The organism is Isoptericola chiayiensis (genome assembly GCF_013149805.1).
In the GTDB taxonomy this organism is placed as follows: domain Bacteria; phylum Actinomycetota; class Actinomycetes; order Actinomycetales; family Cellulomonadaceae; genus Isoptericola; species Isoptericola chiayiensis.
Window position 1 is genome coordinate 1 of the sequence record NZ_JABEZT010000014.1, and the last position, 23,162, is coordinate 23,162.

20 protein-coding genes are annotated in these 23,162 nt (G+C 73.0%); 8 read left to right on the top strand and 12 right to left on the bottom strand.

All coding sequences use genetic code 11. The features are described 5' to 3' along the window. Positions 1 to 125 precede the first annotated feature (125 nt). Together cutA and HDG68_RS16505 are read right to left on the bottom strand one after the other, a co-directional pair. Entirely contained in the window at positions 126 to 458 is a 333-nt protein-coding gene (gene cutA / locus HDG68_RS16500) for a divalent-cation tolerance protein CutA (protein WP_172153751.1), read from the bottom strand. A 45-nt stretch (positions 459 to 503) separates the two neighbouring features. After that, positions 504 to 1,379, bottom strand: a complete 876-nt coding sequence (locus tag HDG68_RS16505; protein WP_172153752.1) for a Rossmann-fold NAD(P)-binding domain-containing protein — start codon at positions 1,377 to 1,379, stop codon at positions 504 to 506. 132 nt (positions 1,380 to 1,511) lie between these two features. On the opposite strand from HDG68_RS16505, the gene HDG68_RS16510 reads away from it, so the two are divergent. Beyond that, positions 1,512 to 2,501 carry an AraC family transcriptional regulator gene (locus HDG68_RS16510; protein WP_172153753.1) on the top strand — a complete coding sequence of 330 codons (990 nt, stop codon included), beginning with the start codon at positions 1,512 to 1,514 and terminating at the stop codon, positions 2,499 to 2,501. Here HDG68_RS16510 and HDG68_RS16515 read toward each other — a convergent pair. Both HDG68_RS16515 and HDG68_RS16520 read right to left on the bottom strand, forming a co-directional pair. Then, positions 2,467 to 2,976 (bottom strand): hypothetical protein, encoded by a 510-nt coding sequence (locus tag HDG68_RS16515; RefSeq protein WP_172153754.1) that lies wholly within the window; start codon positions 2,974 to 2,976, stop codon positions 2,467 to 2,469. The two genes, HDG68_RS16510 and HDG68_RS16515, sit on opposite strands and share 35 nt — an antisense overlap. 10 nt (positions 2,977 to 2,986) lie before the next feature. Beyond that, the gene (locus HDG68_RS16520; protein ID WP_246254264.1) at positions 2,987 to 4,306 is read right to left on the bottom strand and encodes an MFS transporter; all 1,320 of its coding nucleotides are present in this window, start codon (positions 4,304 to 4,306) and stop codon (positions 2,987 to 2,989) included. A gap of 427 nt (positions 4,307 to 4,733) precedes the next feature. Between HDG68_RS16520 and HDG68_RS16525 the strand changes: the two genes are divergently transcribed. Continuing rightward, positions 4,734 to 7,400: a carbohydrate-binding protein gene (locus HDG68_RS16525; protein ID WP_172153756.1), complete on the top strand. Its 2,667-nt coding sequence runs from the start codon at positions 4,734 to 4,736 to the stop codon at positions 7,398 to 7,400. Positions 7,401 to 7,552: 152 nt separating this feature from the next. Here HDG68_RS16525 and HDG68_RS16530 read toward each other — a convergent pair whose 3' ends face one another. The 4 genes from HDG68_RS16530 to HDG68_RS16545 all read right to left on the bottom strand — a co-directional run bounded on the left by HDG68_RS16530 (position 7,553) and on the right by HDG68_RS16545 (position 12,004). Next, a complete protein-coding gene (locus HDG68_RS16530) occupies positions 7,553 to 8,893 on the bottom strand; it encodes a cytochrome b/b6 domain-containing protein (RefSeq protein WP_343037636.1) in 1,341 nt (446 codons plus the stop codon). A gap of 135 nt (positions 8,894 to 9,028) precedes the next feature. Next, positions 9,029 to 9,991, bottom strand: a complete 963-nt coding sequence (locus HDG68_RS16535; RefSeq protein ID WP_172153758.1) for an electron transfer flavoprotein subunit alpha/FixB family protein — start codon at positions 9,989 to 9,991, stop codon at positions 9,029 to 9,031. Between the two features lie 14 nt (positions 9,992 to 10,005). Beyond that, a complete protein-coding gene (locus HDG68_RS16540; protein ID WP_172153759.1) occupies positions 10,006 to 10,782 on the bottom strand; it encodes an electron transfer flavoprotein subunit beta/FixA family protein in 777 nt (258 codons plus the stop codon). Positions 10,783 to 10,837: 55 nt separating this feature from the next. Then, positions 10,838 to 12,004, bottom strand: a complete 1,167-nt coding sequence (locus HDG68_RS16545) for an acyl-CoA dehydrogenase family protein (protein WP_172153760.1) — start codon at positions 12,002 to 12,004, stop codon at positions 10,838 to 10,840. A 220-nt stretch (positions 12,005 to 12,224) separates the two neighbouring features. On the opposite strand from HDG68_RS16545, the gene HDG68_RS17635 reads away from it, so the two are divergent. After that, on the top strand, positions 12,225 to 15,431 hold the full coding sequence (locus HDG68_RS17635; RefSeq protein ID WP_172153761.1) for a hypothetical protein: 3,207 nt from the start codon (positions 12,225 to 12,227) through the stop codon (positions 15,429 to 15,431). 102 nt (positions 15,432 to 15,533) lie between these two features. Continuing rightward, the gene (ddaH, locus tag HDG68_RS16555; RefSeq protein WP_172153762.1) at positions 15,534 to 16,295 is read left to right on the top strand and encodes a dimethylargininase; all 762 of its coding nucleotides are present in this window, start codon (positions 15,534 to 15,536) and stop codon (positions 16,293 to 16,295) included. A gap of 48 nt (positions 16,296 to 16,343) precedes the next feature. Here ddaH and HDG68_RS16560 read toward each other — a convergent pair whose 3' ends face one another. Further along, positions 16,344 to 16,778, bottom strand: a complete 435-nt coding sequence (locus HDG68_RS16560) for a hypothetical protein (RefSeq protein WP_172153763.1) — start codon at positions 16,776 to 16,778, stop codon at positions 16,344 to 16,346. A 190-nt stretch (positions 16,779 to 16,968) separates the two neighbouring features. On the opposite strand from HDG68_RS16560, the gene HDG68_RS16565 reads away from it, so the two are divergent. Further along, positions 16,969 to 17,667, top strand: coding sequence for a histidine phosphatase family protein (locus tag HDG68_RS16565; RefSeq protein WP_172153764.1), 699 nt, complete (start codon positions 16,969 to 16,971; stop codon positions 17,665 to 17,667). Between the two features lie 355 nt (positions 17,668 to 18,022). Beyond that, positions 18,023 to 19,189 carry a magnesium/cobalt transporter CorA gene (gene corA / locus HDG68_RS16570; protein WP_172153765.1) on the top strand — a complete coding sequence of 389 codons (1,167 nt, stop codon included), beginning with the start codon at positions 18,023 to 18,025 and terminating at the stop codon, positions 19,187 to 19,189. 3 nt (positions 19,190 to 19,192) lie between these two features. Here the strand turns inward: corA and HDG68_RS16575 are convergent, their stop codons facing one another. Beyond that, on the bottom strand, positions 19,193 to 19,951 hold the full coding sequence (locus tag HDG68_RS16575; protein ID WP_172153766.1) for an ABC transporter permease: 759 nt from the start codon (positions 19,949 to 19,951) through the stop codon (positions 19,193 to 19,195). A gap of 20 nt (positions 19,952 to 19,971) precedes the next feature. Further along, a complete protein-coding gene (locus tag HDG68_RS16580; RefSeq protein WP_343037637.1) occupies positions 19,972 to 20,430 on the bottom strand; it encodes a cold-shock protein in 459 nt (152 codons plus the stop codon). A gap of 107 nt (positions 20,431 to 20,537) precedes the next feature. On the opposite strand from HDG68_RS16580, the gene HDG68_RS16585 reads away from it, so the two are divergent. After that, on the top strand, positions 20,538 to 21,731 hold the full coding sequence (locus tag HDG68_RS16585; RefSeq protein WP_343037638.1) for an AI-2E family transporter: 1,194 nt from the start codon (positions 20,538 to 20,540) through the stop codon (positions 21,729 to 21,731). Between the two features lie 86 nt (positions 21,732 to 21,817). Here the strand turns inward: HDG68_RS16585 and HDG68_RS16590 are convergent, their stop codons facing one another. After that, the gene (locus HDG68_RS16590; RefSeq protein ID WP_172153768.1) at positions 21,818 to 22,606 is read right to left on the bottom strand and encodes an alpha/beta fold hydrolase; all 789 of its coding nucleotides are present in this window, start codon (positions 22,604 to 22,606) and stop codon (positions 21,818 to 21,820) included. A 61-nt stretch (positions 22,607 to 22,667) separates the two neighbouring features. Here HDG68_RS16590 and HDG68_RS16595 point away from each other — a divergent pair, with 61 nt between their 5' ends. After that, positions 22,668 to 23,159 carry a YbaK/EbsC family protein gene (locus HDG68_RS16595; RefSeq protein WP_172153769.1) on the top strand — a complete coding sequence of 164 codons (492 nt, stop codon included), beginning with the start codon at positions 22,668 to 22,670 and terminating at the stop codon, positions 23,157 to 23,159. Positions 23,160 to 23,162: the final 3 nt, after the last annotated feature.

Consider the following 23,162-nt stretch of genomic DNA (forward strand, 5'->3'; position numbering starts at 1 on the left):
CCCCATCGAAGTCCACGACGCCCACGTCCGCCTCACCGGATAACCCCACCCCGCGCGGAAGTCGCCTACCCCGCGGGAAGGTTGCCTACGTCGCGAGAGGGTTGCCTACGTCGCGGGAGTGTTGCCTACCTCGGGGAGGGGTCGCCGACCTCCGCACGGATCCAGGCGAGATAGTCCGGGTTCCCGTCGCTCACCGGGGAGACCAGCACCTCCGGCACCTCGTACGGGTGGGCCTCGGCGAGCCAGGTCTGCAGCTCGTCCGTCCGTGCAGCCACGGTCTTGAACGTCACGCGCCGCTCGGTCGCCGTCTCGACGGCCCCGTCCCACCAGTAGGCGCTGGTGACGGGGCCGTCGACCTGCCCGCACGCCGCCAACCGGCGACCGACGGCGGTGCGGACGAGGTCGACCGCCGAGTCCTCGGAGTCGATGGTGGTCACGACCTGCACGACGTCATCCATCCTTCGACGCTAACCGAGGATCCACGGCACGTCAGGCGGCACCGGTCATGATCGCGCCCGCCATGCCGAGGCTTCCCGGACGGCGAACTCGCGGAAGTCCCGGGCCGGCCGGCCGAGCACCTGCTCGACCGTGTCCGTGACGTAGGCGCCGCGGCCGTCGAGCACCTCGGTGAACAGGTACTGCATGAGTGCGACGACGTCGTCCGGCACGCCGTCGGCAGCGAGCCCGGCGGCGAAGTCGCTCATCGCCACGGGCGCGAAGCGCACGTCGCGGCCGCTGGCGGCAGAGATCTCGGCGGCGACGTCGGCGAAGGACAGCAGCCGCGGCCCGGTGAGCTCGTAGACCTGGCCGGCGTGCTGGTCGTCGGTGAGCGCGGCGACGGCCACGTCGGCGACGTCCTCGAGGTCGACGAACGGGTCGACGGCGTCACCGACCGGGAGCGCCAGCGTCCCGTCCAGCACGGGGTCGAGGAGGAAGCTCTCGGAGAAGTCCTGGGCGAAGAACGAGCACCGCAGCACGGTGCGGGCGGGGAACGCCTCGGCGACGAGGGCCTCCGCTCGCTGCGCCTCGGTCTCGCCGCGCCCGGTCACCATGGTGAGTCGTCGTGCCCCGGCGGTCCGGGCCGCCGCGGCGAAGCGGGCCACGGCTTCGGGTGCGCCGGGGACCGCGAGGTCGGGCGCGTAGGCGACGTGCACGGCGGAGGCGCCCTCGAGCGCGGGTGCCCAGGTGGACTCGTCGGCCCAGTCGAATCGCGGCGTGGCGCCTCGCGAGGCGCGGCGGACGGGCAGCCCGGCGGCTTCGAGGCGGTCGGCGACGCGTCGTCCCGTCTTGCCGGTGGCTCCGGCGACGACGGTCGGTCCGGGTGCGGCGTCGCTCGCGGTCGGGGCGGTGGTCGCGGCGGGGAAGGTCGGTGTGGTCATGGTGTCCTCCTGCGGTCGGATACGAACGATCCCGAGTCAACCCGCCGCAGGCGAGACGATCCATAGCCTGCAGGCTCTCGCACATACGCGGACGTCTCGCAATGCCCGGACCGCGGGGCTAGGCTCAGCGTCATGGACGTCGTCGCCGGCCTGCTCGACGGCCCCCGTGCCCGGGGCGCGTTCCTGCTGCGCAGCCACCTCACGGCGCCGTGGGGCATGCGCATCGAGGACGAGTCGCCGCTGACCATCGTGCCGGTCCTGCGCGGCCGGGTCTGGCTCGCCCCGAGCGAGCGAAACCCGTCCGGGGACGACGGCGGTGCCCGCGTGCCGCCGTCGGACACCGGAGCCGACGGCGGCACCTGGGTGGAGGCGGGTGACGTCGTCCTGCTGCGCGGCCCGGAGCACTACGTGGTGGCCGACTCCCCGGCGACCGAGCCGACCGTCGTGGTCGGCCCGAACCCGCAGGACTGCCGTGCGATCGACGGCGGCCCGTCGGAGATGATCACGTTCGGCGTGCGCTCGTGGGGCAACGACCCCGACGGCGAGACGGTGATCATCACCGGCACCTACCCGCTGGACGGTGCGGTCGGACGGCGGATCCTGCGCCTGCTGCCCCACCGGGTGGTGCTGCGGCGCGGCGACATCGACGCCACCGTCATCGACCTGCTGGCCCGCGAGGTGGTCCAGGACCTGCCCGGGCAGGAGGCCGTGCTGGACCGGCTCCTCGACCTGCTGCTCATCACCTGCCTGCGCACGTGGCTCGACCGCCCCGACGCCCCCGGCTGGTACCGGGCGGACGCCGACCCCGCCGTCGGCGCGGCGCTGCGGCTCATCCACCACGACCCGGCCCGGCCGTGGAGCGTCGAGTCGCTGGCCCGGGAGGTCGGGCTGTCGCGGGCGGCCTTCGCGCGGCGGTTCACCGAGCTGGTCGGCGAACCGCCCGTGGCGTACCTGACCGGGTGGCGGCTCGACCTCGCCGCCGACCTGCTGCTCGCCGACGACGGCGCCACGCTGGCCGCGGTGGCCCGCACCGTCGGGTACACGACGCCGTTCGCCCTGAGCGCCGCGTTCAAGCGGGTGCGCGGGATCAGTCCGGCCGAGCACCGCCGTCGCGCGGCCTGACGCGCACGTCCTCGAGCCAGGCGACCAGCTCGTCGTGGTGGTCGAACGGGCCGGGGATCTCCACGCAGGTCCCGTCGTCGCCGCACCGCAGCGGGCGGCCGGCGCCCAGGCGCGCGGCGGCGGCGTCCGTCAGGTCGAGCAGGACGAAGCGGTTGCCGCTCGTGGTGCGGTCCCGAACCCCGGCGACGTCGCTCCAGGCCAGGTCGAGGCGCCGGTAGCGAACCCCCGAGGGGGTGACCTCGAGGCGGGCGGGCCGCGCGATCCGCCACCCCGAGACCGCGACGCCGAGCAGCGAGACACCGAGAAGCAGGCCGGCGACGGTGCGGTTCGCGTCCTCGGCGAGCCAGACGTTCACGCCGAGCGGGAACAGGACGAGCGAGGCCGCCAGGGACAGGAACAGCCATCGGCGCGGCGGGGTGATGCGTGCGCACCCGTCCTGGGCGAGGTCGCGGTCCCAGCGGTCGACAGGCGGCATTCGAGCCAGCCTATCGGTCGGTCAGCCGCCAGTTCCCCACGGCGGCCCCGAGGATCACCGTGCCGGCGACGGCGGGCATCGCCAGGGCGGCTCCGGTGCCGGCGGCATCGGCCAGGAAGCCGGTACCCGCCGAGGCGACCGACTGCCCGAGGATCACCGACGAACCGAGCATCGTCATCACCGTGGTGCCGCGCCCGCGGGGGCTGCGCGCCGAGCCCAGGGAGTAGATCGTCACCAGGCTCGGCCCGATGCCGAGTCCCGCGACCAGCAGGCCCACGATCAGCACGGCGGTGGAGCCCGCGGTCCAGATGACGACGGCGCCGGCGAGCTGTACGACGGCAGCCGTCAGCCAGCGCGCGCGGAGGCTGAACCGCGTCGGCAGCACGGAGACCGCGAGCGCCGAGACCACGGACCCGATGCCCATGAACCCGTACAGCAGGCCGGCCCGCTCGGAGTGCCCGGCATCCCCGGTGACCGCGGACATGGCGGTCAGGGTGGCGCCGAAGAACAGCCCGATGCCGACGAACCCGGCCACGAGCACCAGGACTCGTCGGTGCCACAGCTCGCGGGCGGGTGCCTGCGTGCGGGGCGCCCGCCCGGGGGCCGACGGCGTGGCGTGCGTCGCGCGGGCCGCGTCGCCCGCGGCGGGTGCCGCCGTCGTGCCGGAAGTGCCGTGCGCTGCGGCGACCGGTGTGCGGGCGGTGGCGTGGAGCGCGAACGCCACGACCGCGAGCGCGGTGAGCGCGGCGGCGGCGAGCATCGGCGCGGCGGGGCCGAAGGCGGCGGCCAGCAGGCCGACGACGAACGGGCCGACGACGAAGACGATCTCGTCGGCCGCGGACTCGTACGACATGGTGCGGCTCAACGTGGCCGGCCGCCGGGCCGCGGGCAGGCGCGTGTGGATGAGTCCGACGAGCCGGCTGCGGGACATGGGGGCGACCTGCGGGGCGCTGGCGCCGATGGCGAACGCGATCGCGAGGACGACGGCGTCCGGCACCGCGGAGTAGACGGCCGCCGTCAGGGCGAGGAGCAGCAGGCTGTTGACCGCGGCGGTGACGAGCAGGACGCGGCGCTGCCCGGCGCGGTCGGCCCAGGCGCCGATCAGCGGGCCGATCGCCGCTCCTCCGAGGCCGACCATGCCCGACGTCGCCCCGCCGAGGGTGAGCGAGTCGCGGCCGGCGACCACCAGGGTCAGGACGCCGACGACCATCATCGCGAAGGGCAGGCGGGCGACGAACGCCAGCGGGAAGTAGGTGCGGCCGGCGGCGTCGAGCAGCGTGGCCCGCGGGTCCGTCGTCGCCCGGTCGCGGGACTCGGTCAGGGTCGTCAAGGGTCTCCTCCAGCGCGGCCATGCCGCACGATCGTCGTGCCGCCGTGGGCGCGAGGAGCACCTGGTAGATACACAAGCCTGTTTCGTTCTCGGTCGACGCGCGGGGCGGTCGACCACGAGCCACGTTACATGCTCGCAACACGACGTGCCGTGAGGTGGGTCGCTCTTCGGAGACGTGATGTCGCGGTACGGCGACATGGCTGCCGTGTCGCCGTACGTTGACACATCGGTGCCCCACGACACGGAACGATCGACACCGATGACACGACGCCGCGACGCCCTCGCGCCCTCCCACCAGGTGGGATACGCTTTCCAGCATGGCTCATGAATCGATTCATGGCCACGGCGAAGACGCCGGACCAGGCGTCGTCGCACGTCGGGCCAAGGACGGCCCGACAGTTCGCCAGGACACCGATGGAGGACGACGTTGTCACCCACCCACCGCAGAAGACCACGCCACCGCGGCCTCGCGATCACGGCCGCAGCCGCGGTCGCCCTCGCGCCGCTGCCGCTGGCCACCAGCGCCGCGGCCGACACCACCTACCCGGGCACCGCCGTCGACCAGCGCTTCGACTTCGGCTCCACCAGCTCACCCGTGGCCGACGGCTACACCCGCGTCGCACACACCACGCTGTACGACGACGGCGCGGGCTACGGCCTGTCGCGTCAGGTCGCCGTCCGCGACCGCGGCGCCCCCGACGACCTGCGCCGCGACTTCACCGTCGGCACCACGACGTTCTCGACCGACGTCCCCGACGGCACCTACTGGGTGACGGTCACCAGCGGCGACCAGATCGCCGGCAACTACACCGAGCTCACGGTCGAGGGCACCGACCAGGGCACGCTCGAGGCCGGCGCCGCCGAGTTCGCCACCTGGGCCCAGGCCGTCGAGGTCACCGACGGCCGCCTCGACCTGGACGTCGCCCGCGACGGCCGGATCAACGGCGTCACCGTCTCCTCCCAGCTCCCGCCGACCGCTCTCGCCACCGACGTCGAGGTCGACGGCACGGCGGTCGAGGTGGGCCTCACCTGGAACGCCCCGGCGGACGCGGCGTCCTACACCGTCTACCGCAGCATCAACGGTGCGGACGAGGAGCAGATCGGCACCACCACCGAGCCCGCTTTCACGGACAGCGACGACGCGATCCGTCTGGGCGACACCCTCACCTACACCGTCACCCAGACCAACGCGGCGGGCACGGAGTCCGGCCCGTCGCAGCCGCTGACCATCGAGGCCGCCGACGAGGAGCAGGACCCGCCGTCGGCCCCGACGAACCTGCGCGTCGAGGGTGACGACGACGCGACGACCTCGACCCTGCGCTGGGACGCCGCCGACGGCGCCGTGGCCTACGACGTCTACCGCACCGACCACGTCGCCCACGACTGGCAGCTCCTGGAGCGCACCGAGGACACCGCGAGCGCCCTGGAGGTCGGCTACGGCACCGAATGCTGCTTCACCTGGACCTACCAGGTTCGGGCGGTCGGCGCGGGCGGCATCTCCGAGCCCTCGGAGAACACCACGCTGGAGCAGATGATCGGCACCAACACCGTCGCCGAGATCGACACGAGGGTCGCCGGTGACGGCGCCCGCCCCTGGTTCGGCGACCTGACCGGCGACGGCCGGCCCGAGATCGTCATGGTCCAGCCGCACCACATCAACGCCGGCGCCCTGTACACCGGCCCGATGGTCGCCTCCATGACGGCGTTCACCGCCACGGGCGAGCAGCTCTGGCAGATCGGCGAGGTGGACCCGGACGGGCGCAACAACAGCCAGGACATCCCCGCCCAGGTGGTCGACACCGACGGCGACGGCGACCTGGAGGTCGTCGCCGTCATGTACCCCGACGGCGACACCGACGCCGAGGGCCGCTTCTACGTGTTCGACGGCGCCACCGGCGAGCACGTGCGCGACTTCGCCCTGCCGGACCCGGAGGCGCACGACGCCATCGTGTTCGTCGACGCCGACGGCGAGGGCCATCCGGACGAGATCCTCGTGAAGAACCGCTATTCGAAGGCCTGGCTGCTGGAGTCGGACGGCACCGTCATCTGGGAGCACGAGGGCAACACGGGGCACTACCCGTGGCCCTATGACTTCGACGGCGACGGCCGTGACGAGATCATGATCGGCTACGACATGGTCGACGCCGACGGCAACCTGCTGTGGAGCGCCGACCTGCCCGACCACGCGGACACCATCTGGGTGGCGGACATCGACTCCGACGGCACCGCGGACGTGCTGCTCGGCGGTGCCTCGACGTCGGCCCACCGCTGGGACACCGGTGAGACCATCTGGGTCAACGACGACACCGTCGAGTCGCAGAACATCATGGTCGGCGAGTACCGCACCGACCTGCCGGGCCTCGAGACGTTCGGCCTGGACCGGATCAACCGGTCCTCCAACGGCCTGGACGGGCTGTTCATGATCGACGCCCAGGGTGAGACCGTCTGGGCGGAGGAGCGCCAGACGCGCGGCTGCTACGGCACCATCCCGGAGCCGATCCACAACTGGGCCGGTGACGGTCGGGACATGATCATGGTCTGGAACCGCGGCTGCGGGGAGCCCACCGGCATCCACTCCGGCGACGGCGAGTTCGTCACCGAGCTCGACGACGCGCGTCTGTGGCACGTGGACATCTGCGGCGACGACAAGGAGGAGGTCGTCGAATACGTCCAGGGTGAGTGGCTCGAGATCGAGGCCAACGGTCCCTGCGACCTGGACGCCAAGGTCACCGGCGAGCAGCGTCCGCAGTCTCCGCGCGAATACAACTTCACGCGGTACACCGCGGGCGAGACGCCGGTCATCGAGCGCTGGGACGCCGACGCCACCTACGACACCGGCGACGAGGTGCGTCACGACGGGGCGGTCTTCCGTGCCCAGTGGTGGACCACCGAGACGCCCGGCGTCTCGGTGTGGGGTTCGTGGCAGGAGATCGCCACGGCCGACGACGGCACCGCGTTGTGGACGCCGTCGCGGGTGTTCGACGCCGGTGACGTCGTCGTGCACGACGGCGAGACGTACGTGGCGCAGTGGTGGACCCGCAACCAGGAGCCCGGCGACCCGCACGGGCCGTGGGAGCTCGTGGACCCCTCATGAACCCGCGGCTTCCGTGAGGTCGTACCGCGCGCCCTGCGGTCGTACCCGGCGGGTACGACCGCAGGACGCGCGGTACGACCTCACGGAACGTTGTCGGGCGATGAGGTGGCCGGCCGACCGGCCGGTCCTCTCCCGGGACCCCGGGCGGCTCGTCAGCGGCTGCTGACCTTGCCGAACAGCGAGGCGATCGGGGCGACGAATAGCGGGCGGGCCAGGAGCACGGCTGCGACGGCCAGCGCCAGTCCCCCGGCGAACCACGCGAACCCGACCCAGCTCGTCGCGTCCTGGGCCGCGTACATGTGGTTGAGGTTGCGCAGCGCCCCGGTGCTGAGCACGAGGGTCACGTGCCCGATGACGAACAGGACGAAGAACAGCATCACCGGGAAGTGGACCGCCCGGGCCAACGACGCCGGGTAGACCGTGTTCAAGCGGGTCGCCTTCTTCGGCCACCACTCGCTCATCCGGGCCCCGGTGAGCGCCGCGAGGGGTGCGGCCACGAACACCACCAGGAAGTAGGTGAGCAGCTGGAGCCCGTTGTAGTGCACCCAGCCGTCCTCGAGCGGCCAGTCCAGGGTCAGGTACTGCAGAGCGGACGACGCGGCGTGCGGGAAGACGTCCCAGGACGTGGGCACGATCCGCATCCACTGACCGGTGACGAAGAGCAGCGTCACGAACACCAGCCCGTTGAGCAGCCACAGCAGGTCGAGGCTGGTGTGGAGCCACACCGACAGGCTGACCTTGTTGCCGCGTCTCGACGTGAAGTAGGCGGCCGGCTTCTGCTGGTAGCGCACCTCGAGGCCCGATCGCACGATCAGCACCATGAAGAAGAAGTTGAGGTAGTGCACGACGTTGAGCCAGACCGGGAAGCCGACGGGTGCCGACTCCGGCAGGTCGGGGGCTCCGGGGTAGCGTTCGAGGAACTCCGGCACGCCGGGCAGCGTGGTCACGCCGCGTGCCGCCAGCACGATGATGCCCGCCGCCACGACGACGCCGGCCGCCCCCAGGACGCCGCGCCGCACCCGCTTCGCGAGGACGCCGGATCCGGACCGGCCGTCGGCCACCGGGGCCGCCGACAGCCTGGTCGAGGTCGGCTGCGGGGCCGACGTCGACACCTGCGTGGTCGCCGGAGGCTCAGCCGGCGCGGTCGCGGGCGCAACCGAGGTCTCGCCCACCGGTCGAGCCGCCGGGGCGACGGCAGCCGCGGCAGCACCCGCACCGGCGGCGACCGGTTCGGACGAGTCCGCCTGCGGGTCGGGCCCGGCCGCGCGCTGGACCGTCGCGGTCGTCCCGGGCGGCCAAGGTTCGCCGCCCGGGACGCGCGGCAGCCCTCGGCGCAGCGTCACCTCCTCGGTCACGGTGGTGGCCGCACCGGCCGTCGCGGGCTCGTCGGCGCCGGCCCCGCGCTCCGGCGCGACAGGATCGGCAGCCCGCTGGGACGGGGCGTCCACGGCCGCCACATCGGCCTCGAAGGCATCGACGGCCTCGGAGGTCACGACGGCATCCTCCGGGTCGGCGACAGCGGTCCCGCCCCCTGAGGGTGCGGCCTCTGCCGCCGCGACGTCCGGCCAGGCGGGTCCGCCGGGGCGACGCGGCAGTCCGCGGCGGATGGTCGACGGATGCGTGGCCACCTATGCCCTCGCCTTCTCGATCGCCTCGATCAGCTGCGGGACGACGTCGAACAGGTCGCCGACCACGCCGAAGTCGGCGATCTCGAAGATGGGGGCGTCCGCGTCCTTGTTGATCGCCACGATGGTCTTCGCGGTCTGCATCCCGGCCAGGTGCTGGATCGCGCCCGAGATGCCGAGCGCGACGTAGAGGTCGGGCGAGACCAGGACGCCGGTCTGCCCGACCTGTGCGGACGCGGGCACGAAGCCGTCGTCGACCGCCGCACGCGAGGCGCCGACGGCCGCGCCGAGCGCGTCGGCCAGCTGTTCGACCAGGGCGAACTGCTCCTTGGAGCCGACGCCGCGGCCGCCGGAGACGACGGTCCGGGCGCTGCGCAGGTCCGGTCGTTCGGATCCCTGGGCGGCAGGTTTGACGGCACCGATCGTCGCGCCCCGCTTCTCGCCGGCGACGACGTCGAGCGCGACGAGGTTCGCGGGCCGGGCCTCGGCCCGCGCCTCGACCGCGCCCTGCCGGACGGTGATCACGGGCGGGCCGTGCGTCACCGAGGACGTCACGGTGTAGGCGCCGCCGTAGGCGGAGCCGCGCGCGACGACGCCGAGGTCGTCGCGTTCGACGGCGGTCGCGTCGACGACGAGACCGGACCGGGTGCGCGCGGCGTACCGGGCGGCGGCCTCGCGGCCCTCCACCGAGTGCGGTGCCAGGATCGCGTCCGGCCGCACCTGGGTCGCCGCACCGGCCAGGGCGTCCGTCGCGGACACCGTGACCTCGGTCGCGGCGGGAGCGTGCAGCACCGTCGACGCACCCAGCTCGGCGGCCGCGGTGGCCGCCGCCTCGTCGCCGAGGACGACCGCCACGGGGGTGCCGACCGTCGCGGCCGCCCCGAGGAGCGCGGCCGACGACGTCGCCAGGTCGCCCTCGGGGGTCGTGTCGAGCAGCACCAGGATCGAGTCAGGAGCAAAAGTCATCGTCAGGTCCTTCCTCAGATCAGCTGGTTCTCGGCGAGGAACCCGGCGAGCTGCGTGCCGGCGTCACCCGAGTCCGTGATCTTCACGCCGGCCGTCCGCGGCGGACGTTGGTCGATGGCGAGCATGATGGTGCGCGACGCCGTCATGTCCTCGGCGTCGATGCCGAGGTCGTCGAGCGAGAGCACGTCGAGCGGCTTCTTCTTCGCCGCCATGATGCCCTTGAAGTTCGGGAACCGGGCCTCCGGCAGCGCGTCGGTCACCGACACCACCGCCGGCAGCGTGGCGCTCACCTGGACGTCCGCGTCGTCCGAGACCCGGGTCCCGGCCACCTCGGGTTCCGCGATCGTCACCTCGGACAGGTTCGTCAGGTGCGGCACACCGAGCAGCTCGGCCACCATGGCGGGCAGCACCCCGCCCATGCCGTCCGTGGACTGGTTGCCGGCGACGACCAGGTCGAAGCCGATCCTTCCCAGCGCTGCGGCGATCACCTCGGCGGTCAGGCCGAGGTCCGCCCCGACGAGTCCGTCGTCGACCACGTGGGTGGCAGCCTCGGCCCCCATCGCGAGGCACTTGCGCACCGACGTCGTCGCCCCCTCCGGCGCGACCGTCAGGGCGTGCACCTGCGTGCCCTCGTGCGCGTCGGCGTACGCCAGCGCCACCTCCATCGCCCGCTCGGTGACCTCGTCGAGCACGTTGTCGGACGTGGCCCGCTCCGCCAGGCCCGTCTCCAGGCTGAGCGTCCGCTCGCCGTAGGTGTTGGGCACCTCTTTCATCAGCACGACGATCTTCATGGACGAGCCGTTCTCCTCGCTGCGGGCCGACCGGCCCTCGTGGTGGACCGCACGCTCACTTGCGACCGGTCAGGCTGCGGGCGACGATCTCGCGCATGACCTCGTTGGTCCCGCCGTAGATGCGGTGGACGCGAGCGTCGACGAACGCCCGGGTGATCGGGTACTCCATCATGTAGCCGTAGCCGCCGTGGAGCTGGACGGCCTGGTCCAGGACCTCCCACTCCCGGTCGGTGCACCAGTACTTGACCTTGGCGGCCTCGTCGGCGGTGAGCTCTCCCTTGCCGTACAGGGTCATGGCACGGTCGATGTAGGCCCACAGCACGTCCACCGTGGTGGCCATGTCGGCGAGGCGGAACCGCGTGTTCTGGAACGCGGAGACCGGCTGACCGAACGCCTGGCGGCTCGTGGTGTACTCCAGCGTCCACTCGAGCGCCGCCTCGCTCACGGCGGCGGCGACCGCACCGATGGAGAGCCGCTCCAGGGGCAGGTTCTTCATGAGCTGCACGAACCCCTGACCGGGGGTGCCGCCGATGAGGTTCTCGTCCGGCACGAACACGTCGGTGAAGTTGAGCTCGGCGGTGTCGTGACCGTGCGACCCCATCTTGACGAGCTTCTTGTCGTGGACGAACCCCTCCATGCCGTCCTCGATGAGCAGCAGGCTGAAGTCGTCGGGGCGGTTGCCCTCGCCGGTCTTGACGAAGGTGACGACGAGGTCGGCGGTCTTGCCGCTGGAGATGAAGATCTTCGAGCCGTTGACGACGTAGCCGCCGTCGACCTTCTTCGCGGTGGTCCGCGCGCTGCGGAGGTCGCTGCCGGCGCCCGGCTCGGTCATCGCGAGCGCACCGAGCACCTCGCAGGTCGCCATCTTCGGCAACCACTTCTGCTTCTGCTCGTCCGTGCCGAAGTGGACGAGGTACGGCACGGCCAGGTCGTCCTGGATACCGACGCCGCCCGCGAGCGCCGCGGCGTGCCCGGGCCGCAGGATCTCCTCGATCGCGACGCACCGGAAGCGGAAGTCGTGCAGCATCCCGGCGCCGCCGTACTCCTCGGGCACCGACAGGCCGACGATGCCGTGCTCGGCCGCAGCCTGCATGGTGTCCCGGTCGACCTCGCCGTCGGCGTCCCACTGCTTCGCCTTCTCCGGCGTCGCGTAGCGCTTGATGAACTCCTTGACGACCTCGCGGAAGGCCTCGTGGTCCTCGTCGTACACGTCGCGCTGCATGGTTCACCTCTCTGTGTGGCCGGGCGGTGACCTCTTGGGTCGGCGGCCGTCGTGGACGCCGGCCCGCTCCGAGGTCCCTGCGAGTATGCGCGCGCCGCACCACCCGCGCCTAGGGAGATCGTGTCTCAGCTTCGGGTGGTCGCCGCGCCGAGGGTTACCCCCGACGGACACCGGCACCATGCGTGTCCGCCGTGTGACCTGAGCCACCTACACTCACGCCGTGCCCGACACCGACCGTCCCACCGCGCGCCGCCGCCCCTGGTACGCGGCCGCCACCGCCGTCGTCCTGCTGGTGCTGGGCTTCGTCGTCTCGACGCAGCTCTCCGGCCTGCTCGCCATCTCCGCCGAGCCGGTGACCGCCGCACCCGAGGACCCGCAGGCGGCACCCGCCGGCACGCCGGTCGCGGCGCCCGACCTGACCGAGGTGCGCACCGCGGACCGCACCCAGCTCACCCTGGCCGCGGACGCCGTCGTCGCCGCCCTGGCATCGCGAGGCAGCACGGCCACGGCGGTGTCCGACGGCGGCACCCCGGACGACGGCGGCACCCCGGCCGACGGCCGCGTCCCGGGCGCCGCCGGGCCCGGCACGCTGACGGTCGTCACCGGCGTCGACCTCGGCACCGCCCCCGCAGGCACCGGCCGTGACGAGTCGTACCGCCTGACCGGCGGCGCGGACGGCTGGCTGCTGGAAGCCCCCACGGACGACGGCGCGGCGCACGGCCTGTACACCGTGGCCGACCGCATCCGTACGGCGACGGACCCGCTGCCGGCCGCGGAGGACGGCGTCGTCCAGGCCCCGCAGATGAGCCTGCGCCTGGTGGACAAGGGCGCCACAGGCATCGCACCGGACCCCGAGGCCTGGCGCCACGACGACCCGTACTCGCACAACGGCGGCTCCTTCGCGAGCACGATCCTGTCCGATGCCCCTTACGTGGACCCGGAGAGCTTCGCCGCCGACGCCGACGATTTCCGCAGCTACGTCGCGAGCCAGCTCGCCCAGGGGTTCACCGGCGTCGTCATCCCCGGGTTCCTCGAGTACGTGACCTTCGCAGGGCTGGACGAGCCGGTGTACACCGGCGACGACGAGCACGTCGCCCGCGCCGAGACGATGCAGGCCGAGTTCGGCGGGCTGTGGGCCGACGCCGACGACGCCGGGATGGACGTCTACCTCCAGACGGACATGCTCATGCTCACCACTCCCCTGCAGGCCTACCTCGACGAGCGCGGCCTCGACACCACCGACCCCGACCTGTGGGAGGTCTACGCCGCCGGCCTGGCGGAGGTCTTCGAGACGATGCCGGCCGTGGACGGGCTGATGATCCGCATCGGCGAGGCGGGCCGTATCTACGACCTGCCCGGCTGGGACTACTGGTCCGAGCTGGCCGTCACGGACACCGAGTCCGTGCGCGCCATGCTCACGGCGTTCACCGACGTCGCCGAGCAGCACGGCAAGGACGTCATCTTTCGCTCCTGGTCGGTCGGTGTCGGCGCGGTGGGCGACATGCACACCAACCCCGACTCGTACGAGGCCGTGCTGGCCGGCGTCGACTCGCCGTCGCTGGTGGTCTCGACCAAGCACGTCGCCGGCGACTTCTACTCCTGGTTGCCGCTCAACCCGACCCTGGAGATCGGCGACCAGCGGCGCATCGTCGAGCTGCAGTCGCGCCGCGAGTTCGAGGCGTTCGGCGCGCTGCCCAACGACCTCGGGTCGGCGTACGCCGAGGCGCTGCAGCACTACCTGCAGGTGAACCCGCACGTCGAGGGCGTGTGGGCCTGGGCCCAGGACGGCGGCCCCTGGAAGGCCGGCCCGATGTCGCTCTACCGCAAGACCGGTTTCTGGCAGCTCTACGACCTCAACACCTACGCCGCGGCGCGCCTGGCCACCGACCCGCAGGCCGACCCCGGCGAGATCACCGCGGCCTGGGCGCGCGCCACGTTCTCCGACGACCCGGACACCGTCGCCGCCATCGGCGAGGCGATGGCGCTGTCCCGCGACGCGATCCGCCACGGGTTGTACATCGGCGAGTTCGCCGAGAACCAGGTCCGGGCGCTCGGGCTCGAACCGCCGCCGATGATGTGGATCTTCGAGTGGGACATCCTCTCCGGGGACGCCGCAGCCCTGGACTCCATCTCCTCGATCGTGGGCGACGACCTCGACGCCGCCCAGGCCGAGGGGCACCAGGCCGTCGCCGTCGCCGAGGAGATGCGTGCCGTCGTCGCCGGCACCGACGCCGCCAGCTGGCGCGACGCCGGGCTGCGCGAGCAGTTCCTCGCCGCGCTCGACTACCAGGTCGACCTGTTCACCGTGCTCGCCGACTACCGCGACGTCGTCCTGCAGCACGGGCGGTGGCTCGACACCGCCGACCCGGCCGCCCGGGAGGCCTGGGCCGCCGCCCGCGACGCCTACGAGGTCTCCCGCGCCGCGCACGTCGCCACCTACGGCGACGACCTCGACCTGCCCGCCTACACGTTCACCGCCGCCGACCTCGGCATCGAGCGCGCCGAGCGGGACCAGTCCGTGGCGTGGGTCGCCCGCGTGCTCGGTGTGCTGCTCGTGGTCGGGCTGCTGCTCGGCACCGGCCCCGGGCAGCGGCTGCTGGCCCGCACCCGTCGCGCGGACGACGGCGGCACGCGAGCCGGTGCAGCGGCGGCGGCGGCACCGTCGTCGTCGGTCACCCCGCAGGCGCCTGTCCCGGGTGCGACGGCGCTGCGCGCGCTGTGGCTCGGTGCGACACGTCCGTGGCGGGTCGCCGAGCTCGCCCCCGCCGCGACGCGCACCGACCGGGTGCTGGTGTGGGTGCTGCCGGCTGCGGCCCTGGTGCTCAGCCGCGTGGCCTACACCTGGGCACTGTCGTGGGTGCACCTGCTCCTGGTGCTCGGGGCGTGGCTGGTCTTCGTCGCGGTGCTGCGTCTGCTCGTCGGCCGGGGCGACGGGTTCACGCTGGCGGGCGCCGTCGGCGGGGCGGCGGTGCTCCGGACGGTGATCCTGCTGGTGGCGCTGTCGGTCACCGGACCGGGCGGGTACTGGTACGGCCTGTGGGCCGAACCGACCTCGCGAGCGCTCTACGTGACGGTCGCGTTCGCGGCGTTCTGCTGGGTGCTCGCGGCGGCCTGGTTCGCGCTGCGTTCGCTCGGCCGCGGACCGGCCGGGACCGCCGGTCGGGTGCTGCTGGCGACGGCGGCACCGCTGCTCGCCTGCGGCCTGATCGTCGGCGCGGTCGGGCTGGAGACCGTGCTCACCGCCTGGAACGACCAGATGATGGTGCTGCCGTGGGGCTTGTCGCGGATCCTCGGGCTGACCGTGCATCTCGGCATCCCGGTGGACCTGCCGTGGCTGGTGGCGGGGCTCGGCGCCGGGATCGCCGTCGTCGGCGGACTGCTGGCGGTGGCGGCTGCGCTGACGGGCCGCAGAACCGCTCGCCGCTGACCCCCCCCCCTCCGATCGCGAGGTCGTACCTTCCGTCCCGCGGTCGTACCCCCAGGGTGCGGCCGCGGGACGGGAGGTACGACCTCGCGGTACCGTCACCGGATGTCCGGCACACTGCTCGTCCGCCCGCCGTCGCCCCGCCTCGCCGACGGCGAGCTGACCCACCTCGACCGCGTCCCCGTGGACGCCGGGCTGGCCCGCCGCCAGTGGGACGACTACCTCGCCGTCTTCGCCGACCGTGGCTGGCAGGTCCGCGAGCTCCCGACCGCCGACGAGCATCCCGACGGCGTGTTCGTGGAGGACGCCGTGGTGGTCTTCGACGACCTGGCCGTCCTCACCCGCCCCGGAGCCGCCACCCGCCGCGGCGAGGTCGCGAGCATGCGCCCCGTCGTCGCGTCGCTCGGCCTGGAGGTCGCCGAGATCGAGGCCCCGGCCACCCTCGAGGGCGGCGACGTGCTGAAGGTGGGCCGCACCGTCTACGTCGGCCGCTCGAGCCGCACCGACGACGACGGCGTGGCGCGCCTGCGCACGCTCCTCGAGCCGCGCGGGTGGCGGGTCGTGGCGGTGCCGGTCACCCGGGTGCTGCACCTCAAGAGCGCCGTCACGGCGCTGCCCGACGGGACGGTGATCGGCCACGAGCCCCTGGTCGAAGCGCCCGAGGTCTTCGAGAGCTTCCTGCCGGTCCCCGAGCCGGAGGGCAACGCCGTCGTCGTCCTCGACGAGCGCACCGTGCTGCTGTCCGCGAGCGCCCCACGCACCGCCGACCTGCTGCGCGGCCGCGGTCTGGAGGTCGTCACGAGCCCGGTGACCGAGTTCGAGAAGCTCGAGGGGTGCGTCACCTGCCTGTCGGTCCGGGTGCGCTGACCTGCTCGGCCACGTCCTCGCGTCCGGGCCCGGCCGGGGCGCCGGCTCTCAGGCGGGCAGCGGGGGTTCGGCGATGAGGTCGCGCAGCGGGATGCATCGCCGGGTCACGAACCGGGCTCCGGCCAGCCGTTCGCGCACCGAGGCGACGAGCAGGTCGTGGGTGACGATCGCGGTGGTCCGGTCGGGGACGCACTCCTCGTGGGTGGTCTCGTCGGTCAGGAGCAGGCTGGCAGGGGTGTCGTCGTCGGCGTCGGCGGGCAGCAGGTAGCCGAGCGGGTGGACGCTGACGCGGTAGATGTGCGGCGGGGTGTGCAGGTACTCCTCGCGGTCGGTGCCGATCCAGCGTGCCTCGACGACGTAGTCGGCTCCGACGAGGGTGCGGGCCACGACCCGTTCCTGCGTGTGCCACATGACGGCCCACCGCGCCTCGGAGACGGGCATGCCGTCCAGGTCGTAGTAGCGCGGTCCGAACAGGTTCTCCATGCCCACGTCGCTCCAGGTCGTCGTGCCGGTCCCGGCACCGTAGCCGCCGGGGCCGACAGAGGGAAGACCTGGCCGGCGTCGACGTGGCCGACGCCGGATCGCCGGTCGGCGTGCATCCGCCGGCCACCCGGTGTCCACCGCGGGATCGTACGGTCGGGCTGACAGACCCCGACGAAAGGGCACACCGACGATGACCCTCACCCTGACGCTGGTCCGCCACGGGCAGACCACCCTCAACGCGCGACGCCACCTGCAGGGCTCCTGCGACGCCCCGCTGACCCGCACCGGGCGCGCCGGCGTGCGGGTCACCGCCCAACACCTGTCCGGACACGACTTCGACGCCGTCTACTCCTCCCCGCAGGGGCGGGCCGTGCAGACGGCGGTGGAGATCCTCAAGCACCACCCGGAGCTGCGGCTGCGCATCGACGACGACCTGCGCGAGCTGTCGTTCGGCAGCCTCGAGCGGCGGCCGGAGCGGATCCTGGACGCCGAGATGCCGTGGTCGCTGTTCGTCCCCGACCTGCTGGCGGGGACGCACCCGGGTGTGGGCGGCGGCGAGCCCGCCGACCGGTTCATGACGCGCGTCCGCGACGTGTTCGCGCGTGTCGTGACCGCGCACGGACCGGTGGCGAGCGGCAACGACGACGACGGCACGGCGGTCGACGGCGGCGGCCCGGACGCGCACGTGCTCGTCGTCGGGCACGGACTGACGCTCGCCGCGTACCTGTGGACGGTGGATCCCGAGGCGGTGGTCGCGCTGCCGAACGCGTCGGTGTCCACGGTCGAGGTGTCCGACGGCGCCGCTCGCGTCGTGCGCGCCGGGGTCGACGTGGCGGGCCACGGCGCCGGCGTCATGCACACGGCCCGCAGGCCGGTCGCGGCGCGCTGACCCGAAGTGCGATGACCCGGGGTGCACTGACCCCGGCCTCCGTCACGTGGCCGGCGCCACGTCCACCGCCCGGGCGCTGCGACCAGCACCGGAGTAGACTGTGCGCGCCCGGCCACCGACGTCGGGCGGCCCCGACCCCGGCCACCAGGACACCGGCAGACACGCCGTCAGACCACGAAGGAGGTACCGCGCATGACCCGCAGCGAGCCTCCCAGTAGTCCGAACCGCGACTGACCCGGTTCGACACCGCCCGCCGCACGGGCGACGCCACCCGACCCGACCTCGCCACCGCCGGCGACCCCAGTCGCGGGATCCAGCACGCAGACCACCGCCCCTGCACGCCTCGGAGTCCCTCATGGCCTTCAGCAGCTCCCACCGTTCGGTCCGAACCCGCCAGATGCTCGGCGCGCTGCGCGCCCGCCGCACCGGCGCCCCCGGCACCGGTCCCGCCGGCGACGTCGCGCCCGGCGAGGCGCCCGTCACCCCGATCCGCGCCCGGTCGGCGATCATCGCGGCCGCCGTGTACGACGACGAGGGCAACCGCACCGCGAACTACACGCGGCTGGCGGACACCTTCCGCGCGCTGCGGTCCACGCCCGGCGGGATGGCCTGGATCGGCCTGGAGCGCCCCGACGAGCACGAGCTCGCCGCGCTGGCCCGGGAGTTCGACCTGCACCCGCTGGCCGTCGAGGACGCCATCCAGGCCCACCAGCGCCCCAAGATCGAACGCTACGGCGACACCCTGTTCGTCGTCCTGCACGCCGCTCGCTACCTCGACTCGATCGAGGAGGTGGAGTTCTCCGAGCTGCACGTGTTCATCGGCCCCGACTTCGTGGTCACCGTGCGTCACGGCGACTCCCCCGACCTGCCCGCCGTCCGGGCCCGGCTGGAGTCGACCCCGCAGATGCTGGGCCGGGGTCCCGAGGCCGTGCTCTACGCGATCATGGACCGCGTCGTGGACGACTACGCGCCCGTCGTCTCGGGACTCGACTACGACATCGACCAGATCGAGGGCGAGGTCTTCTCCGGCGACGCGCACGTCTCGCGGCGCATCTACGAGCTGTCCCGCGAGGTGGTGGACTTCCAGCGCGCCGTGCGGCCCCTGCAGAACGTGTGCCTGTCGTTGGCCAAGGGCGCCGAGAAGTACCGGGTCGACGAGGAGATGCAGGCCTACCTGCGCGACGTCGCCGACCACCTCACCGAGGTCTCCGACTCGGTCGAGACGTTCCGCGCCGCGCTGCGCGACATCCTCACGGTGAACGCCACCCTGGTCGCGCAGCGCCAGAACGAGGAGATGACGCACCTGACCGAGGTGTCCATCAAGCAGGGCGAGGAGGTCAAGAAGATCTCCGGCTGGGCCGCCATCCTGTTCGCCCCGACCCTCGTCGGCGCCGTCTACGGCATGAACTTCGACGTCATGCCCGAGCTGCACGCCGTGTGGGGCTACCCCATGGCGCTGCTGCTGATGCTGGCCGTCAGCGTCGGGCTGTACGGCATCTTCCGCTGGAAGAAGTGGATGTAGTCCTCAGGTCGGGAGCTCGCGGCGCAGGTCCGCGGGCAGCAGGCGGCCGCGGCGCACCAGCGCCCCGACGGTGACCACGGTCAGCGTCTGGGCGGCCAGCAGCCCGCACAGCACCAGGATCTGTGCCGCGCCGGCCTGCACGGGCGTCCCTCCGCCGAGCATCACCCCGATGAAGGCACCCGGCAGCGTGACCAGGCCGACGGTGCGCGTCTGGTCCATCCCTGGCAGCAACGCCTCGGGCAGGTGGCGGTCAACCACCAGCCGGATCGCCTCGCGGCGCGGGATCCCGACGCTCAGCGCCGCCTCGTAGGCGCCGCGCTCGTCCCGGAGCGCCGCGAAGGCCCGGCGCCCGGCCAGCGAGAGCGCCGTCATCGCGCCGCCCGTGACGATCCCCGCGATCGGCACGAGCGCCGCACCCTGCCAGGGCACGGCACCGCTGGCGAAGACGACCGTCAGGACGGGAACCAGCCCGGTCAGCAGCGCAAGGGCGACCCACGGCCAGGCGTGGCCGGCGTCCGTGCGGCGGGTGGCGGTCAGCACGGCGACGGAGACCATCACCAGCGCGACCACCGCCGACCACCACAGGGAGGCGAGCGCCGCGGCGATGACCAGCGACACGGCGGCGAGCTGGACCACCGCGCGGCCCGCCGCGAGAACGATCCGGCGCTGCTCGCGCAGGTGCCCGACGGCGGAGGCCGCCACGGCGATCAGCACCAGCACGACGAGGGCGACCCCGAGCCCCCAGGTGGGTTCGACCTGCATCGATCAGCTGTCCCGCGCGGTCAGGAGTCCAGCCACCCGTGGGAGCGGGCGATCTGCTCGACGGCGGCCCGGACCGCCAGCACCTGACGCCCGGTGAGGTCGCCGACCGAGGCCAGCAGCTTCTCGGTGACCTCACCCCGCAGCTCGGCGGCCGAGAGCACGTCGGCGAACCCGTCGTGCGGGTGGTCGCCCGACGCGGGGGCCGGAGCCGGCACCGGGGCGCTCACCGCCGTCGTCCCGCCGTCGGACAGTGCCGCCTGCACGGCGTCCGCGACCGGGGAGTGCACCAGCGAGGCGCTGAGCGCCCGCGGTCCGCGGTCGCCGACCTCGTGGGTGAAGTCGACCTCGGCACCCACCGCCATCAGGGCCTTGTCGAAGTCCAGGTCGTTGACGTGCAGGAAGACGTCCTCGTCCAGCTCGTCCGACGCGACGAACGCGTACCCCTTGATCGCGTCGTACCGCACCACGCTGCCGCGCACCGCACCCACCACCTCGTGTCGAGAGGACCGAACCCCTTGGAGCATATCGCCACCGGGTCCGGCGCGTTCGAGGTTCGGGGCGGGCCCATCGCCGCTAGGGTCGCCCCGTGACCTCGACGCCAACGCCCGCCCCGGACCGCCTGCCCACGCCGCCCGGGGCCCTGGGTCCCGGCGCCCGGACGCTGCTCGTGCTCGCCACCGCCGTCGTCGTCCTGGCCGGCATGCACGCGGCGTCCGAGATCCTCGCCCCGCTGCTGCTCGGCGCCGTCATCATCATCATCTGCCACCCGGTCCGCTTCCCGCTGCAGGCCCGCGGCTGGCCGAGCTGGGCCGCCACGACCGCGGTGATCGTCGTGGGTTACCTGATCCTGGCCGCACTGGTGGGCATGCTGGTCTGGGCCGGGTTCCAGTTCGCGGCGCTCGTGCGCGAGTTCCTGCCCGACCTGTCCGCGTCGGTCGCCGACATCCAGGTCCAGCTCGCCGCGCTCGGCCTGGAGACGCAGCTCACCGACGCCGTCACCGAGTGGCTGCAGCCGGGCAACCTGCTGTCCCTGGCGGGCAGCGTGTCCGGCACGGCGCTCGGGATCGGCACCACGTTCTTCTTCGTGCTCGCCTACGCGGTGTTCATGGCGGCCGACGCCGGTCGGTACTCCACCGCCTCCCAGCACTTCGGCGTCTCGCACGCCGACGCCATCGAGCGCAGCACGCGGTTCAGCTCGGGCGTGCGGCGCTACTACGTGGTCAACGCGACGTTCGGCGCCATCGTGGCCGTGATCGACGGCATCGGTCTGGCCCTGCTGAACGTCCCCGGCGCGGCCATCTGGGCGATCCTGGCCTTCGTCACCAACTTCGTGCCCAACATCGGGTTCGTGCTCGGCCTGGTCCCGCCGGCCATCATGGGCTTCGTCGCGGGCGGCTGGCAGCTCGCCCTCGTCGTGGTCGCCCTGTACTGCGTCGTCAACGTGGTGCTGCAGGTTTTCGTCCAGCCGAAGTTCGTCTCCGACGCCGTGTCCCTGTCGCTCACGCTGAGCTTCATGTCGGTGGTGTTCTGGACGTTCGTCATCGGACCGCTCGGCGCGATCCTCTCGATCCCCCTGACGCTGCTGGTCCGGGCGCTGCTGCTCGAGGGCGACCCCCGCAACGCCTGGCTGCGGTGGCTCTCGGGCGACGTCGTCACCGATCCGCAGGCACCGCCGTCGGACGACGACCCGGCCACCGGACCTGCAGACCAGCCCGCAGACCAGCACGCCGACGGCGCCGCCGACACCGAGGCGGACGCCGACGCCGACACCGCGAAGTAGGCATCCTCCTCGCGAGGTAGGCAACCTCACCGCGACGTAGGCATCCTCCCCGCGAGGTAGGCAACCCCCTGGCGAGGTAGGCGACCTCAGACGCTCTCGTGCACGAACCGCGCCAACCGCTCGGCCATCGCCTCCGGGACCCAGGAGTGCTCGGCACCGTCGAGCGACTCCACCTCGCCACGTGTCGTCGCACCGGCGATGCGCTGCGCCGCCACGGGCATCTCGGGGAAGGTCTCCGTGCCGTACAGAGCCAGGACCGGCACGGCGAGCTCACGCAGCACCTCGGTCTCCAGCAGGTCCGTGACCTGCACCAGGGCCTGCCCGTCGGCCCGCTGGCTGATCGACGCACGCGCCATCTGCTCGAACTCGGGCGAGCGCCGCATCGCCTCGAGCCACTGCGGCGGCATGTCCTTCATGTACTGCTCCGTGGCCCCCGTGTAGTCCTCGGCGTCCAACCGCCGCTCGAACTCGGCGATCCACTCGCGCACGTCCTCGGCGGTCCCGGCGAGCGGCGCCTCCCACAGGACCAGCCCTTCCACCGGCATCTCGGCGTCGGCGGCGGCCAGCGCGATCGCGCAGCCCGAGGAGTGCCCCACCAGGACGACCGGCGGCCCGGCGGCGTCGATGACGGCGGACAGCGCCGACAGCTCCCGCTCGAGGTCGAGCACGCCGTCGGCCTGGCTGTCCCCGCGTCCGAGCCGGTCGTACACCACAGCGCTCAGCCCGTGGTCGGCGCACAGCTCGGCGGTCCTCGTGGTGACCGGGTCGACGGCACGGAACGGTCCCGCGCCGGCCACGAAGACGACGGCGGTGCCCTCGCCGTAGGCGTCGAACCCGACGTGGTCGCCGGCCCCGCTGGTCACGTAGTGCGTCATGTGGCGTCCTCTCCGTCCGGCCGGGTGGTCGACCCGGTCACCAGGGATATCCTGCAGCACCATGAGTTCTCCGACGACCTCACACCCCGCCGTCGACCAGGTCCGCGCCGCGCTCCTCGCCGCCGACGCCCACGCGTCCGCCGCCGGGATCCGCTGGTTCGACGACGCCGTCACCACCGCCGCGGCCGCCGCCGACGCCCTGGGCGTCGAGGTGGGCGCTATCGCCAACTCCCTGGTGTTCCTGCTGGGCGACGAACCGCTCCTCGTCCTGACGTCCGGTGCCCACCGCGTCGACACGGCGTTCCTGGGTGAGCGTCTCGGCGGTCGAGTCGGCCGGGCGTCGAAGGAGGTCGTCAAGGACGCGACCGGACAGGTGATCGGTGGCGTCGCGCCCGTGGGCCACCCGACGCCGGTCCGCACGGTGGTCGACACCGCGCTGGCCGACTTCGACGTCGTGTGGGCGGCTGCGGGTCATGCCCGGACCGTGTTCCCGACGTCGTTCGACGAGCTGGTGCGTCTCACGGGCGGACGTCCTCTCGCGGTCGGAGGCTGAGCG